Origin of the sequence: Teichococcus deserti, assembly GCF_001982615.1 — a bacterium.
In the GTDB taxonomy this organism is placed as follows: domain Bacteria; phylum Pseudomonadota; class Alphaproteobacteria; order Acetobacterales; family Acetobacteraceae; genus Pseudoroseomonas; species Pseudoroseomonas deserti.
Genome location: NZ_MLCO01000066.1, coordinates 16620 through 30984 on the forward strand (window position 1 = coordinate 16620; position 14365 = coordinate 30984).

General features: G+C 71.1%; 13 protein-coding genes. 8 read left to right on the forward strand and 5 right to left on the reverse strand.

The genetic code is table 11. The annotated features are described in order from the left end of the window. Positions 1 to 85 precede the first annotated feature (85 nt). The 3 genes from BKE38_RS08460 (at position 86) to BKE38_RS08470 (ending at position 3283) form a co-directional block, all read left to right on the forward strand. Positions 86 to 1120 carry an amino acid ABC transporter substrate-binding protein gene (locus BKE38_RS08460; protein ID WP_076956886.1) on the forward strand — a complete coding sequence of 345 codons (1035 nt, stop codon included), beginning with the start codon at positions 86 to 88 and terminating at the stop codon, positions 1118 to 1120. 16 nt (positions 1121 to 1136) lie between these two features. Beyond that, positions 1137 to 1874, forward strand: coding sequence for an aspartate/glutamate racemase family protein (locus BKE38_RS08465; protein WP_076956887.1), 738 nt, complete (start codon positions 1137 to 1139; stop codon positions 1872 to 1874). 95 nt (positions 1875 to 1969) lie between these two features. Continuing rightward, on the forward strand, positions 1970 to 3283 hold the full coding sequence (locus tag BKE38_RS08470) for a hemolysin family protein (RefSeq protein WP_076956888.1): 1314 nt from the start codon (positions 1970 to 1972) through the stop codon (positions 3281 to 3283). Between the two features lie 49 nt (positions 3284 to 3332). On the opposite strand, the gene BKE38_RS08475 is transcribed toward BKE38_RS08470, so the two are convergent. Together BKE38_RS08475 and BKE38_RS08480 are read right to left on the reverse strand one after the other, a co-directional pair. After that, entirely contained in the window at positions 3333 to 4064 is a 732-nt protein-coding gene (locus tag BKE38_RS08475; RefSeq protein ID WP_076956889.1) for a carbonic anhydrase, read from the reverse strand. A gap of 146 nt (positions 4065 to 4210) precedes the next feature. Continuing rightward, positions 4211 to 5227 (reverse strand): magnesium and cobalt transport protein CorA, encoded by a 1017-nt coding sequence (locus tag BKE38_RS08480; RefSeq protein ID WP_076956890.1) that lies wholly within the window; start codon positions 5225 to 5227, stop codon positions 4211 to 4213. 171 nt (positions 5228 to 5398) lie between these two features. Between BKE38_RS08480 and BKE38_RS08485 the strand changes: the two genes are divergently transcribed. Then, complete coding sequence (locus tag BKE38_RS08485; protein ID WP_076956891.1) at positions 5399 to 6175, forward strand: lytic transglycosylase domain-containing protein; 777 nt, start codon at positions 5399 to 5401, stop codon at positions 6173 to 6175. Between the two features lie 4 nt (positions 6176 to 6179). On the opposite strand, the gene BKE38_RS08490 is transcribed toward BKE38_RS08485, so the two are convergent. Beyond that, positions 6180 to 6896, reverse strand: coding sequence for a DUF6683 family protein (locus tag BKE38_RS08490; protein ID WP_131829519.1), 717 nt, complete (start codon positions 6894 to 6896; stop codon positions 6180 to 6182). A 67-nt stretch (positions 6897 to 6963) separates the two neighbouring features. Beyond that, positions 6964 to 8739, reverse strand: coding sequence for an ABC transporter transmembrane domain-containing protein (locus BKE38_RS08495; protein WP_076956893.1), 1776 nt, complete (start codon positions 8737 to 8739; stop codon positions 6964 to 6966). Positions 8740 to 8856: 117 nt separating this feature from the next. Between BKE38_RS08495 and BKE38_RS08500 the strand changes: the two genes are divergently transcribed. After that, a complete protein-coding gene (locus tag BKE38_RS08500; protein ID WP_076956894.1) occupies positions 8857 to 9834 on the forward strand; it encodes a Bug family tripartite tricarboxylate transporter substrate binding protein in 978 nt (325 codons plus the stop codon). A gap of 3 nt (positions 9835 to 9837) precedes the next feature. On the opposite strand, the gene BKE38_RS08505 is transcribed toward BKE38_RS08500, so the two are convergent. Beyond that, on the reverse strand, positions 9838 to 10743 hold the full coding sequence (locus BKE38_RS08505; RefSeq protein ID WP_076956895.1) for a LysR family transcriptional regulator: 906 nt from the start codon (positions 10741 to 10743) through the stop codon (positions 9838 to 9840). A 112-nt stretch (positions 10744 to 10855) separates the two neighbouring features. On the opposite strand from BKE38_RS08505, the gene BKE38_RS08510 reads away from it, so the two are divergent. The 3 genes from BKE38_RS08510 (at position 10856) to BKE38_RS08520 (ending at position 14357) form a co-directional block, all read left to right on the forward strand. Beyond that, complete coding sequence (locus tag BKE38_RS08510; RefSeq protein WP_076956896.1) at positions 10856 to 11965, forward strand: mandelate racemase/muconate lactonizing enzyme family protein; 1110 nt, start codon at positions 10856 to 10858, stop codon at positions 11963 to 11965. Next, the gene (locus BKE38_RS08515; protein ID WP_076956897.1) at positions 11965 to 13044 is read left to right on the forward strand and encodes a mandelate racemase/muconate lactonizing enzyme family protein; all 1080 of its coding nucleotides are present in this window, start codon (positions 11965 to 11967) and stop codon (positions 13042 to 13044) included. The genes BKE38_RS08510 and BKE38_RS08515 overlap by 1 nt, the downstream gene beginning before the upstream one ends. Positions 13045 to 13169: 125 nt before the next feature. Continuing rightward, on the forward strand, positions 13170 to 14357 hold the full coding sequence (locus BKE38_RS08520) for an ABC transporter substrate-binding protein (protein WP_083747390.1): 1188 nt from the start codon (positions 13170 to 13172) through the stop codon (positions 14355 to 14357). Positions 14358 to 14365: the final 8 nt, after the last annotated feature.

The window sequence follows — 14365 nt, forward strand, 5'->3', positions numbered from 1 at the left end:
GGGCACCGACCAATCCGACCGCGCGAAGCGGCGAGCACCAGACACGGATACTGAGGTCCATCTCCAGCAGAGGTTCAGGATTTCCATGACGCGACGTTTTCTCTCCTTGCTCGCCAGTTGCGCTGGCCTGGCGCTCGCCGCCTTCGCGACGCCGGCCGCGGCGCAATCCACGGGCTCTGCGACGCTGGACGCCATCCGTGCCCGCGGCGCCCTGGTCTGCGGCACCTCGGCCGACCTGCCGGGCTTCGCCATGCTCGACCAGAAGGGCGAGTTCACCGGCCTCTACACCGATTTCTGCCGCGCCGTCGCCGCCGCCGCGCTGGGCGATGCCAGCAAGGTGCGCTTCGTGACCACCACCTATGCCAACCGGCTGACGGCGCTGCAGTCGGGCGAGATCGACATCCTCTCGTCCAACACCACCTGGACGCAGCCGCGCGAGGCGGCGCTCGGGCTGATGTTCACCGGCGTGCTGTTCTATGACGGCCAGGGCTTCCTGGTGTCGAAAAAGCTGGGCGTGAAGTCGATCCGCGAGCTCGATGGCGCCAGCGTCTGCGTCCAGCCCGGCACGACGACCGAGAAGAACCTGGCCGACTTCTTCCGCGCCAGCAACATGCGCCTCAACCCCGTCGTCATCGAGAGCGTCGAGGAGATCCGCAACGCCATGATCGCCGGGCGCTGCGACGCCTTCACCGTCGGCACCTCGACGCTGGCGGCCTTCCGCGCCGGGCTCGGGGCGCGCGCCGACGACTTCGTGGTCCTGCCGGAGCTGATCAGCAAGGAGCCGCTGGGCCCCGTGGTGCGCAAGGGCGACGACCGTTTCTTCGACCTGGTGCGCTGGACGCAGTATGCCATGACGCTGGCCGAGGAATTCGGCATCGCCAGCAAGAACATCGCCCAGCGCATGGACGACCCGCAGCCCGACGTGCAGCGCCTGCTGGGCCGCGCCGGCGACTTCGGCAAGGACATGGGCGTCAACGCCGCCTGGGCCGCCAATATCATCCGCCAGGTCGGCAACTACGCCGAAATCTGGGACCGCAACGTGGCGCCGATGGGTCTGCCGCGCGGCCGCAACGCGCTCTACACCCAGGGCGGGCTGCATTACGCGCCCCCCATCCGCTGAGACTGGACCTGTGACGATGCAGAACTCCCCGCGCCGCGGCATGGCCCGTGGCGGCAAGGCGATCTATGGCGCGCCGCTCGGCATCCTGATGCTGGAGGCCCGCTTCCCGCGCATCGCCGGCGACATGGGCAACGGCACCACCTGGCCCTTCCCGGTGCTGTACCGGGTGGTGCGCGGCGCCAGCCCGGAGAAGGTCGTCCTCAACGGCGCCAACGGCCTGCTGCAGGATTTTCTCGACGCCGCCAAGGACCTGGTCAGCCAGGGCGCCGAGGCGATCACCACGAACTGCGGTTTTCTTTCCCTGTTCCAGAAGGAGCTGGCGGCGCATGTCGGCGTGCCGGTGGCGACCAGCAGCATGATGCAGGTGCCCTGGGTGCAGTCGATGTTGCCGCCGGGCAAGCGGGTCGGGCTGCTGACCGTGTCGGGTTCCACCATGACCCCGCGCCACCTGGAGGCGGCGGGTGTGCCGCAGGACATCCCGATCGAGGGCACCGAGCGTGGCCAGGAGTTCTTCCGCGTCCTGATCAAGGCCGAGAAGGAGGACATGGATGTCGACCTGGCCGAGCAGGACATCCTGGAGGCCGGCAAGCGGCTGGTGGCGCGTCACCCCGAAGTTGGCGCGATCGTGCTCGAATGCACCAACATGCCGCCTTACGCGGCGGCCTTGCAGCGTGAGCTTGGGATACCGGTCTACGACATCTATTCGATGATCACGTATTTCCACGCCGGCATTCGCCCGCGCGATTTCGGATAGAAATAGAAGGGGGATTCGGGGGAATACTTTCCCCCGATCTTGCTTTCTTCTTGCCCTAGCGTAGCGCGCAGCTTTCCCGCTATGCTGGCGGAATCATGCTCGAAATCGTCATCGTTGTGGCGCTGATTCTCCTGAACGGCATCTTTGCCTTGTCGGAGCTATCGGTGGTGTCGTCGCGTCCGCGGCGTTTGCAGATCCTGGCCGAGGAGGGTCGTCCGGGCGCCAAGGCCGCGCTCGCCTTGCTCGAGGAGCCGGGGCGCTTCCTCTCCACCGTGCAGATCGGCATCACGCTGGTCGGCATCCTGGCCGGCGCCTTTTCCGGCGAGGCGCTGGGTGGCCGCCTGACCGCCTGGCTGCAGGAGCAGGGCATGTCCCCTGGCCTGGCCGGCCCCCTGGGCTTCGGCCTGGTGATCGTCATCATCACCTATCTGTCCATCGTCATCGGCGAGCTGGTGCCGAAGCGCTTCGCGCTGCGCAGCCCGGAGACGCTGGCCTGCCTGGTCGCCCCGGGCATGCGGCTGCTGGCGCGCATCGGCACCCCGGTCGCCTGGCTGCTGGACGCCTCGGTCAAGCTGGTCTTCCGCCTGCTGGGCGTGGGGCCGGAGCAGGCCGCCGTGGTCACCGACGAGGAGATCCGCTCGGTCGTCGCCGAGGCCGAGGGCTCGGGCACCATCGAGGCCGCCGAGCGCCACCTGATCGCCGGTGTCATGCGGCTGGGCGACCGCCCGGTGCGCGGCGTCATGACGCCCCGCACCGAGGTCGACTGGCTGGACCTGGCGGCCGGCGAGGAGCGCATCCGCGAGACGCTGATGACCACCCAGCATTCCCGCCTGCCGGTCGGCGAGGGCAGCACCGACGCCATGCTGGGCGTGGTGCAGACCCGCCAGCTGCTGGCCCAGGTGCTGGCCGGCCACAAGCTCGACGTCCGGCAGCATGTGCAGCCGGCCCCCGTCATCCCCGACACCGCCGATGCGCTGGACGCGCTGTCGGTGCTGCGCGAGGCCGCCGTGCCGATGGCGCTGGTGCATGACGAATACGGCCATTTCGAAGGCGTGGTCACCCCGGCCGACCTGCTGGAGACCATCGCCGGCGCCTTCCGTGCCGATGCCGACACCGACGAGCCCGCCGCCGTGCAGCGCGAGGACGGCTCCTGGCTGCTGGCCGGCTGGCTGGCCGCCGACGAAATGGCCGAGCACCTGTCGATCCGCCTGCCGCTGGAGCGCGACTATCAGACCCTGGCCGGCTATCTGCTGCAGGCCTTCGGGCGGCTGCCGCGCACCGGCGAGCATATCGAGCGCGACGAATGGCGCTTCGAGGTGGTCGACCTGGACGGGCACCGCATCGACAAGGTGCTGGCGCAGCCGGCCCAGGCCTCGATCGGGCTGCACCGGGTGGCGCGCGGCAGCTGATCGTCCTGCAGGTCAGCCGGGCCGCCGGCCCGGCTGGGGACGCCCCGGCTCAGACATCCTCGAACCAGGCGACGTCGCCATCATCGAGGTCGTAGCGGGCCGCCACCACCTTCACCCGCCCCTGCCCCAGCAGCCCCTGGATCACCGGGCTCTGGGTGCGCAGCCGCAGCGCGACGCGGCGGGCATTGGCGATGACCGCCTCGTCCAGCGCGATGGCGCCCGTGGGCTGCCGCACGGAGAGCACCGCCGGCAGGATCGGCTGCACCATTTCGCCGATCACCCCGGGGAAGCGGGCATTGTTCTGCACCACATCGAGCGCGGCGGCGACGGCGCCGCAATTCTCATGGCCCAGCACCACGATCAGCGGGCAGCCCAGCACGCCGACCCCGTACTCGATGCTGCCCAGCGCCGCGGTGTCCACCGTGTTGCCGGCGTTGCGGACGATGAACAGCTCGCCCAGGCCACGGCCGAAGAGCAGCTCGGGCGAGACCCGGCTGTCGGAGCAGCCGACCAGCACGCAGAAGGGCGCCTGGCCGCGCGCCAGCTCCACCCGGCGCTCGCGGCCGATGGCGGCGTGGTAGGGCGCCTCGGCGCGGAACTCGTCATTGCCCTGCTTCAGCAGGGCCAGCGCCTGGTCCGGGGTCAGGGCGCTGTGCGGCACCGGGTCGGCGGCGCGGGCCAGGCCGGCCGAGGCGGCCAGCGCCAGCGCGCCGCCCAGCAGGGCGCGGCGGCCCTGGCGGGGGGCAAGGCCGCTGCAGCAGCGGCAGGGAGCGGCGGACATGGGCAGGCCTCCGTCTTGGCCCCCGTGCCGGGGACCGCGGCAGGTTGCGCTGCCTCGCGGAGGGCGCGGCCACCCGCGCCTCCGCCCCGCCCGATAGCGAAAAGGGATCGGTTACGCAATGACAACGCGACTGTCTTCGCGGCGCCTCACAGCCAGCCCGCCTTCTTGAAGCGCCGGTAGAGGATGAGGATGGCGCCGCCGATGACGGCCAGCACGGCCGGATAGCCGTAGCGCCACTTCAGCTCCGGCATGTTCTCGAAGTTCATGCCGTAGAGGCCGGCGATGGCGGTGGGCACGGCCAGGATGGCGGCCCAGGCGGCCAGTTTCCGGGTGGTGTCGTTCTGCTGCATCTGGCCGATCATCAGCCCGGCCTCGAAGGCGAAGGCCAGGCTTTCGCGCAGCGCCGCGAACCACTCGACCAGCCGCTGCATGCGGTCGGCATCCTCGCCGAAATAGGGCCGCGCCTGGGCGTCGATCGAGGGGCTTTCCACCCGCGACAGCCGCCGGCAGATCTCGGCCAGCGGCGAGATCGCATTGTGGATGCGCAGCAGGTCGCGCCGCATCCGGTACAGCCGGCGGATGTCGAGCTGGGTCGCGCCATGCAGCACCAGGCGCTGCTCCATCTGCTCGACGCCTTCTTCCATGGCGGCGGCGACGGCGACGAACTGGTCGGCCAGGAAGTCCAGCAGCTCGGTGGCGACGAAATCCGGGCCGCGGGCCAGCAGCTCCGGCGCCGCCTCCAGCCGCTCGCGCAGCGGCTTGTAGGCGCAGAGCGGCCCCCGCCGCAGGGTCAGCAGGAAGTCCTCGCCGATGATCAGGGTCAGCTCGCCGAATTGCGGCAGGTGGTCCTCGATGCCGATGGTGATGGCGGCGACCAGCATCATCCCTTCATATTCGATCACCTTGGGGCGGCGATGGGCGAAGGCCAGCTCCTCCACCACCTTGCGGTCCAGGCCGAGCTGGTCGGCCACCTGCTGCAGCAGCGCCGCATCCGGGTCGCGCATGCCGACCCAGGTCAGCATGCCGGGCTCGCCCAGCCGGCTGCCCAGCGCGTCCGGCGCCAGCTCCGCCAGGCGGTGGCCGGCGCGATAGGCGACGGCGGCGGTAATCCCCGGGGGAGGCAAGGGCGGCGGCACGACGGCGGGAGCGACGGGGAGATCCATGGGCGGCAGCCTGCTCGGGGGCGATGGGCCCGTGCCATGGCAGCGGCCGGCCCGGGCGGTCAACGCCGCGGCGATGACAGGGCTGCGGCATGGCGGCGAATTTAGCCGCGCCGATCACAATCTGCCCTGGAAGCGGCTTCGGCCATGGATTGGTCAGGGATCCCGGGCCAGATGGGCGCCATGCCCCGCCGCCTGCTCGCCGCGCTCCCCCTGCTGGCCCTGTGCTTCGCGACACCCGCCCAGGCGCAAAGCGCCGAGGACTGGCCGCGCTGCACCCGCGCCATCGCCGCCGCCGAGCCCGGCTCCGGCGTGCCGCCCGGGCTGCTCGGCGCCATCGCCCTGGTCGAAAGCGGGCAGCGCAACCCCGCCACCGGCGCGCCGACCCCCTGGCCCTGGTCCTACAACGTCAATGGCGAAAGCCATTCGCCGCCGAGCAAGGCTGCGGCGGTGGCCGAGGTGGCGGCGCTGCAGGCGCGGGGCATCCGCTCGATCGATGTCGGCTGCATGCAGGTCAACCTGCTGCACCACCCGACCGCCTTCGCCAATCTGGAGGAGGCCTTCGACCCGCCGGCCAACCTTCGCTACGCCATCCGCTTCCTGAAGGAGCTGCAGGGGCGGACCGGCGACTGGGGCGCGGCCATCGCCCGCTACCATTCCGGCGAGGCCGAGCGCGGCGCCGCCTATCAGCGCCGCGTCACCCTGGCGCGGATGGGGGCGGCCTGGAACAGCGGTGGCGGCGTGCCGCTTCCGGCCAATCTGGCGCGCGACATCTGCGCCCCCGGCCTGACGCCGACGCTGCTGATCGGCGGCCGGGCGGAGGCGCGCCGCTTCATGACCGCCGAGGCCCGCCGCGCCGGGCGGCCGCCACCCTTCGTGCGCGCCGCGGCCGCGCGACCGCGGGTCGCCTGCCTGCGCCCGACCGGCCGCGGAACGGCGGTGCGGCGCTAGGTTTTCAGCGGGCGGCGAAGCCCGCCTCGGTCACCGCCAGGCGGCGAAGCTCCAGCCGGGCTTCGGCGCGGAAGCGGGTGGCGGCGGCCTCGGCCAGGCGGGCCAGGGCAGCCTGGTCATTGGCGTTGCGCGCGTTGACATAGGCCATGGCCTGCATGGTGCCGTTCAGGATCAGCACCTCGGCCATCTCCTGGCGCTGCGCCTCGGTCAGCCGCGGCGTGCCGGCGTTCCCGGCGATGATCCCGGCCAGCTGCGCCCGCACCGCCTGGGTCTGGGCGCGGCTGGTGTCGCCATGGCCGTTGGCGATGATCCAGTTGATCAGGAAGTAGCTGGCCTGGGCGTCGACCAGGTCGCCGGCGCGCAGCCCGTCGCCGCCCCAGATCTTTCGCCACACACCGGGCAGGTCGGCCTGGCGCAGCTGGGCCTCCATCGCCGCGACATCGCTGGTGTTGTTCTGCCGGGCGACGAAGGCGGAGAATTGCCACATCACCCGCGCCGAGACGGCAGGGTCGGCGCGGTAGGTGGTGACGACATGCGGCACGGGCGCGGCGGGGGTGGCCCCCTCGCGGTCGCGGCGCTCGGCCTCGCGGCGCAGCGGCTCCAGCATCAGGTTGGTCATGGCCATCTGCCCGGCCAGGCCCTCGAACATCGCCGTGCCCTGGGCAAGCGCGGGGGGCGCCAGCAGCATCGCCCCCAGGCCCAGCATCGCCATCCGTCGCATCCGCGGCCTCCTTCCGATCGCGCGCCTCATCCTGCCGCGGAAGCGGGCGAAAGGAAGGCGCGCGGCATCACCCTTCCGCGAATTGCAGCGCCGCCAGCCGGGCATAGAGGCCGCCCTCGGCGATCAGCGCCTCGTGCCGGCCGGTGGCGACGATGCGGCCCTGGTCGAGCACCACGATGCGGTCGGCATTACGGACGGTGGCCAGCCGATGCGCCACCACCAGCGTGGTGCGGCCGCGCGACAGGTCGGACAAGGCGGTCTGCACCAGCTGCTCCGACTGGGCGTCGAGGGCGCTGGTGGCCTCGTCCAGCAGCAGCAGCGCCGGGTCGCGCAGGATGGCGCGGGCGATGGCGATGCGCTGCCGCTGCCCGCCCGACAGGGTGACGCCCTTCGCCCCCAGATGCGTGGCCATGCCCCGCGGCAGGGCGTCGATGAAGTCTTCCGCCGCCGCGGCTCGGGCGGCGGCGCGGATTTCTTCTGGGCTCGCCTCGGGGCGGCCGAAGGCGATGTTGGTGGCGACATCGGCGCTGAAGATCACCGGATCCTGCGGCACCAGCCCGATCCGCGCGCGCAAGGCCAGCGGGTCCAGCCGCGTGATGTCGACCCCGTCGAAGAGGATCCGGCCCGACTGAGGATCATGAAACCGCAACAGCAATTGAAAGATCGTGGTCTTGCCGGCGCCGGAGGGGCCGACGAAGGCCACCGTCTCGCCCGGCGCGATCGCCAGGTCGATCCCGTCCAGCGCCGACTGCCCCGGCCGTGTCGGATAATGGAAGGAAAGCTTTTCGAACTGCACCCGGCCCTCGGCGCGGGCGGGCAGCGCCAAGGGCTGCGCCGGCGCCGCGATATCCGGCTGCACCGCCAGGATCTCTGTCAATCGGTCAGCCGCGGCGGCGGCGCGCTGCACCTCGCCCCACAACTCGCTGACCGCGGCGCCGGAAGAGGCCAGCATCACCGCGTAGAAGACGAATGCAGACAGCTCGCCGCCGGTCATGCGGCCGGCGACCACGTCATGGCCGCCGACCCAGAGGCTCAGCGTGATCGCGCCGAAGCCCAGAAGGATCACCACAAGGATCAGCGCCGAGCGGCTGAGGATGCGCTTGCGGGCGGCGGCGACCGAGGCCTCGGCGGCGGCGGCGAAGCGCGCCTCGGTTGCCCGTTCCTGGGTGAAGGCCTGCAGGGTGCGCAGACCGTTCAGGCTTTCCTCGGCCATGGCGCCGAGATCGGCGACGCGCTCCTGCGCCAGCTTCGACAGCGCGCGTTCCCGCCGGCCGAACAGGATCAGCGGCCCGACCACCAGCGGCACCACCACGGCGACGAGCGCCGCCAGCTTCGGGCTGGTCGCCACCAGCAGGGCGAAGGCGCCGACCGCGGTCAGCGCCGAGCGCAGCCCCATCGAGATGGCGCTGCCGATCAGCGATTGCAGCAGGGCGATGTCGGCGGTCAGGCGGGACAGCAGGTCGCCGGTGCGCGCCGTCTCGTACCAGCCGGGCGACAGCCCCAGCAGATGGTTGAAGACGGCGCTGCGCAGATCGGCCGAGACGCGCTCGCCCAGCCAGGTGACCAGGTAGAAGCGCGCGGCGGTGGCCAGGGCCAGGCCGACGATGACGGCGAAGATGGCCAGCGCCGCCTGGTCCAGCACCGCCGCCCCGCCGCCGCCGAAGCCGCCATCGATCAGGTGGCGCAGCCCCTGGCCGAGGCCGAGCGTCAGCCCCGCCGCCGTCAGCAGCGCCGCCGCGGCGCCGAGCGCCCGGGTGCGGTAGGGCCGCAGGAAGGGCAGCAGCAGCCCCAGCGACAACAGCCCGGCGACCGGGCGCGCGGGGGTACTCGAAGGATCGGACACGGGAAGCAGCACTCCGGCGGGCGCGACAAGAGGCTTGGTATCTGGGGCAGGCTTGGCCATGCTGCCAGCCATCCCCGCCTGAAAAGGGGTCCATAAGAAACCGCCGAGGAAGCTTCCATGACCGACCTCCCCCGCCGCGCCCTGGCGCCGCTGGCCGCCGGCCTGCTGGCCGTCCCTGCCCTGGCGCGCGCCGACACCTATCCCGGCAAGCCGATCCGCATCGTCGTGCCCTATGCCCCCGGCGGCACCACCGACATCTCGGCCCGGCTGCTGGGCGAGCAATTGGGAAAACGCCTGGGCCAGTCGGTGGTGATCGAGAACAAGCCCGGCGCCAACAGCATCATCGGCGCCGGCAGCGTCGCCAGCAGCCCGGCCGACGGCTATGCCCTGGTCATGGTGATCGGGGCGCATGCGGCCAATGCAACGCTCTTCGCCGGGCGGCTGCCCTTCGATCCGGTGAAGGACTTTTCTCCGATATCGCATGTGGTCTCGGCGCCGCTGATCCTGGCCGGCAGCGGCAAGTCGCCGGCGAAGTCGGTCACCGAGCTGCTCGACGCTGCGCGAAAGAATCCGGGCGGGCTGAATTATGGCTCCAGCGGCGTCGGCGCCGCGGCGCATCTGACCATGGAGGACCTGCAGGCCCGCACCGGCGCGCGCATGACGCATGTGCCCTATCGCGGCACCCAGCCGGCGCTGCAGGACCTGCTGGCCGGCAATATCGCCGCCATGTTCGACACCTATTCGACGCTGAAGCCGCAGATCGACGCCGGCAGCATCCGCGCGCTCGGCATTTCCAGCGCCAGCCGCGCCCGCTTCGCCCCCGAGATCCCGACCTTCGCCGAGGCCGGCATTCCCGACTTCGTCTCCTCCACCTGGTGCCTGCTGCTGGCGCCCGCGGCGACGCCGGCGCCGATCGTGCAGCGCCTGTCGAAGGAAAGTGCCGAGATCGTCCGCGAGCCCGCCATGGCCGCCCGGCTGGAGGCCATGGGCTTCGAGGTGGTCGGCAGCGACCCGGAGCAGGCGGCGAGCTTCCTCAACGCCGAGGTGGAGCGCTGGGGCAAGGTGATCCGCGCCGCCAATGTCCAGGTCGAGTAGGCGCTAGGCCGGGAATTCCGGCAGCGACCGCGCCAGCCGCCGCAGCGCCGCCAGCAGCAGCAAAGCGGCGCGCGGCGGCTGCGCCTGGCGTGGCAGCAGGGCGAGCGCGGTCACCATCGGCGCCGGCCGCAGCGCCAGCCGCGCCACCCCGTGGTCGCGGGCGTCCAACAGAAGAAAGGGATCGGTCACCGCGACGCCGATGCCGGCCCGCGCCATGGCGGCGGCCAGCGAGGATTGCGTCACCTCCAGCGCGATGCGCCGGGGCACGCCGGCCTCGCGGAAGGCCTGCTCGACCAGGTTGCCCAGCGGCAGGCTGCGGCTGAAGGAAATCAGCGGAAAATCGGCCAGGTCCCGCGGGCTGACCACGCCGCGCCCGGCCAGCGGATGGTCGCGCGCCACGACGGCGATCAGCGGGCCGCGGGTCAGCTCGATGCGGCGCAGCTCGGGCTCGCCGACCGGGGTCAGGGCCAGGCCGAAATCCACCCGCTCGCGCTGCACCGCGTCGATCACCCCGGGATTGTCCATGGTGTGCACCACCAGCTGCAGCCGCGGCCGGGCGCGGCGCAGCAGGGCCAGCGCCGGCGGCAGCAGGTTGTCGGCCAGCGTCGGGGTGGCGGCGATCTGCACCGAGCCGACGCTGCTGTCGCGCAGGTCTTCCACCAGCCGGTTCAGCCGCTCGACCCCTTCAAAGACGCGGTCGAGGTCGCCCAGCAGCAGCCGGGTCTCCGGCGTCGGCTGCAGCCGCCCCTGCCGCCGGCGGAACAGCGGGAAGCCGGCGAGCGCGGCGCCGTCGCGCAGCAGCATGCTGACCGCCGGCTGGGAAATGCCCAGCTGCGTCGCCGCCAGCGTCACCGAGCCGTGCCGGCTGACGGCGCGGATAACCTCGAGCTGGCGGAAGGAAAGTGGCATCAGCTGAGCTTATACAGAAATAAGCCTGACACAATTGAGCTTATCTTTTCCCCTGAATAGCCTTGCCGCAGCGCGCCGCAGAGCGCGTCGCCACAGGGGGAGCGCCAGGGGCATGAAGATCACCGCCATCGAGAGCCAGGTCGTGTCGTTGCCCTTCGACATGGGCGGCCCCTATCAGCGCTTCGCCGGGCAGCTCTGGGACCGGATGCAGATCCTGCTGGTGCGGGTTGAGACCGAGGACGGGCTGGTCGGCTGGGGCGAGGCCTTCGGCCATGCCGCCATCCCGGCGACGCGGGCGGCGCTCGATTCCATCGTGGCGCCGATGATGCTGGGGCGCGATGCCGGCGACATCCAGCGGGCGCGGCGGGAGGTGCTGCACGGCACGCATTTGCTGGGGCGCAACGGGCCCTTCACCTATGCCTTCTCCGGCGTCGAGATCGCGCTGTGGGACATTTTGGGCAAGCGCTGCGGCCAGCCGGTCTGGCGGCTGCTGGGCGGCTCGGCGCCGGAGCAGCTGCCGGCCTATGCCTCGCTGCTGCATTACGGCGACGACGATCTGGTCGCGAAGAACTGCGCCGCCGCCGCGGCCGCCGGCTACCGCTCGCTGAAGCTGCACGAGGTCACCCGCACCTCGGTGCTGGCGGCGCAGAAGGCGGCGCCCGGGGCGGCCATCATGCTCGACGTCAACTGCGCCTGGACGCCGCAGCCGGCCGAGCGCATGGCGCGGTCGCTGGCCGATGACGGGCTGCGCTGGCTGGAGGAACCGGTCTGGCCGCCGGAAGATGCCCATGGCCTGGCGCGCCTGCGGCAATTCGGCATCCCGCTGGCGGCGGGGGAAAACGTCGCCGGCCTCTTCGGCTTCAAGGCTCTGGTCGAGGCCGATGCCATCGATGTCGCCCAGCCCAGCGTCACCAAGCTGGGCGGCATCGGCGAGATGCTGGACGTCATCCGCCTCTGCCGCGCCGAGGGAGTCGAGCTGGTGCCGCACAGCCCCTATTTCGGCCCGGGCTTCATCGCGACCCTGCATGTCGCCGCGGCGATGCTGGAGGAGCCGATGATCGAGGTCCTCTGGCTGGAGATGGAGGCCAATCCTTTCGATCCCTGGGTGCGGGTGAAGGACGGCATGGTCTCGGTGCCGCGCGGCCCGGGCCTGGGCTGCGACCCCGATCCGGCGGTGCTGGCGCGCTATGCCGATGGCGCCGCGGTGCGGAGGGCGCTGTGATGAAGGTCACCTCGGTCGAGACCCGCGTCGTCCAGCTGCCGCTGGACAAGCCGATCGGCAGCGCGCTGGGAGAAATCCGCGGCTTCGGCTGCATCCTGGTGACGGTCCGCACCGACCAGGGCATCACCGGCGAGAACCTGATCTTCACGCTGAACGACCGGCGCACGGCGGTGCTGCGCGCCATGGTCGACGCCCTGGTCGATGCGATCGTCGGCCACGACGCCGGCATGATCGCCGAGTTCTGGGCGCGCGCCTGGAAGGACATCAATTTCCTCGGCCATAAGGGTGTCAGCGTCGTCGGCATCTCGGCGATCGACGGCGCGCTGTGGGATGCGGCGGGCAAGGCCGCGAACCTGCCGATCCACCGCATGCTGGGCGGCGCGCAATCCCGCGTGCCGGCCTATCACAGCGGCGGGCTGTGGCTGTCGCGCTCCATCCCCGAGCTGGTCGCCGAGGCCGAGAGCTATTTGAAAGCCGGCTTCACCGCGATGAAGATGCGGCTGGGGCTCGGGCTGGAAGAGGACCTGAAGCGGGTGAAGGCGGTGCGCGCCGCCATCGGGCCACAGATAAAACTGATGGCCGACGCCAATCAGGGCATGACCGAGGCCGCCGCCATCCGCCTGGGCCGGGGCCTGGAAGAGCACCAGCTGACCTGGTTCGAGGAGCCGCTGCCGGCCTGGGACGTCGAGGGCCTGGCCCGCGTCGCCGCCGCGCTGGACACCCCCATCGCCAGCGGCGAGACCGACTACACCCGCTACGGCTTCCGCCGGATGATCGAGCTGCGCTCGGCCGATGTGCTGATGCCCGACCTGCAGCGCGTCGGCGGCGTCACCGAATTCATCCGCGTCGGCCACATGGCCGAGGCGCATGACATCCCAGTCTCCAGCCATCTCTTCCCGGAGACCAGCGCGCAGCTGCTGGGGGCGCTGAGCAATGCCAGCTTCCTCGAATACATGCCCTGGTTCTCGCCGCTCTACCACGAGCGGCTGGAATTCCGCGACGGCGCCGTCGTCGTGCCGGACCGTCCAGGCTGGGGCTTCACCTTCGACGAAGGCTTCATCGCCAGCCTGCAGCGCTGACGCGGCCGGGCGTGTCGGCGATTTCATTGACGCCTGGGGCAGCGCTTCTGCCTTAATGCCGGAACTGAAACGTTTCCCCAGGCACCCGCGGCAAGACGGGGCCGGGACTTCTGGGAGGATCAAGGATGCGCATCACCCGTCGCGACCTGTCGCGCGCCACGCTGGCCGGCCTCGCCGCCGCCCCCCTCGCCCGCCCTGCTCTGGCGCAGACCGAGGCGGTCCGCATCGGGTGGCTGGCGGCCATGACCGGGCCGAGCTCGGCCCCGGCCATCGGCTTCAACCGCGGCGTGCTCTTCGCTGCCAATGCCCTGAACGCCGATGGCGGGGTCAAGGGCCGCAAGATCGAGATCATCACCCGCGACACCCAGGGCGACCCCACCAAGGCGGTGAACGCCACGCAGGAGATGATCAGCCAGGCCAAGGTGCATGCCATCTGGGGTCCGACCAATTCGGGTGAATCCCTGGCGGTGACGGCAATCATGGCGCGCGCCAAGATGCCCAACATCCATCCCTGCGTCGTCGACCAGCTGATCGACACCCGCCGCTACCCCAACGCCTTCCGCACCGCGCCCTCCAACGGGCAGTGGGACGACGCGGTGCGCGCCTATTGCCTGAACGTGCTGAAGGTCCGGAAGGTCGCCGTCATCGGCGACACCACCGGCTATGGCGTCAGCGCGGTGAAGGCCTCCGTCGCCGCCTTCCAGAAGGACGGGGCGGAGGTGGTCTACCAGGCCAATATCGACGCCACCCAGCCCGACATGACCCCCGACATGCTGCGCGCCCGCAACGCGGGCACGGAGGCGATCATCATCTGGAGCGTCTCCACCGGCATGGAGGCGCGGCTGTTCAACACCCGCGGCAACATGGGCTGGGACGTGCCCTTCGTCGGCCATCCCTCGATGGCCTCCGGCGAGATCGGCGGGCTGCTCAGCCGGCCGGCCAATTGGGAGAAGGTCTTCGCCATCGGCTACAAGAGCTGCAGCTACGGCGCCGACGGCAACCTCCCGGCGAAAAGCCAGGAGCTGGTCAGCCGGCTGCAGGGCAAGGTGGCGCTGGACGACACGCTGCTCTGGTGGGTCGCGGCGGGCGTCGACGCGGTCAACCTGATCGCCGGCGCGGTGGAGGCGACCGGCTCCTCCTCCAACGAGGCCATCATCCGTCACTGGAATTCGCTCACGAAGCACGCCGGATATTTCGGCACCTACAGCTTCACCCCCGACGAGCACAACGGCTATCCGACCGAGGAAGTCGTGATGTCGGCGGCGAACACGGCGAAGCACGGCGCCTTCGCCCTCGCCCCCGGCTACGGCTGAGCAAGGGG

Excerpts from the sequence above, each read along its gene's own strand:
- BKE38_RS08460 (WP_076956886.1), top strand. The coding sequence starts at position 86 with ATGACGCGACGTTTTCTCTCCTTGCTCGCCAGTTGCGCTGGCCTGGCG.
- BKE38_RS08465 (WP_076956887.1), top strand. The coding sequence starts at position 1,137 with ATGCAGAACTCCCCGCGCCGCGGCATGGCCCGTGGCGGCAAGGCGATC.
- BKE38_RS08470 (WP_076956888.1), top strand. The coding sequence starts at position 1,970 with ATGCTCGAAATCGTCATCGTTGTGGCGCTGATTCTCCTGAACGGCATC.
- BKE38_RS08475 (WP_076956889.1), bottom strand. The coding sequence starts at position 4,064 with ATGTCCGCCGCTCCCTGCCGCTGCTGCAGCGGCCTTGCCCCCCGCCAG.
- BKE38_RS08480 (WP_076956890.1), bottom strand. The coding sequence starts at position 5,227 with ATGGATCTCCCCGTCGCTCCCGCCGTCGTGCCGCCGCCCTTGCCTCCC.
- BKE38_RS08485 (WP_076956891.1), top strand. The coding sequence starts at position 5,399 with ATGGGCGCCATGCCCCGCCGCCTGCTCGCCGCGCTCCCCCTGCTGGCC.
- BKE38_RS08490 (WP_131829519.1), bottom strand. The coding sequence starts at position 6,896 with ATGCGACGGATGGCGATGCTGGGCCTGGGGGCGATGCTGCTGGCGCCC.
- BKE38_RS08500 (WP_076956894.1), top strand. The coding sequence starts at position 8,857 with ATGACCGACCTCCCCCGCCGCGCCCTGGCGCCGCTGGCCGCCGGCCTG.
- BKE38_RS08505 (WP_076956895.1), bottom strand. The coding sequence starts at position 10,743 with ATGCCACTTTCCTTCCGCCAGCTCGAGGTTATCCGCGCCGTCAGCCGG.
- BKE38_RS08510 (WP_076956896.1), top strand. The coding sequence starts at position 10,856 with ATGAAGATCACCGCCATCGAGAGCCAGGTCGTGTCGTTGCCCTTCGAC.
- BKE38_RS08515 (WP_076956897.1), top strand. The coding sequence starts at position 11,965 with ATGAAGGTCACCTCGGTCGAGACCCGCGTCGTCCAGCTGCCGCTGGAC.
- BKE38_RS08520 (WP_083747390.1), top strand. The coding sequence starts at position 13,170 with ATGCGCATCACCCGTCGCGACCTGTCGCGCGCCACGCTGGCCGGCCTC.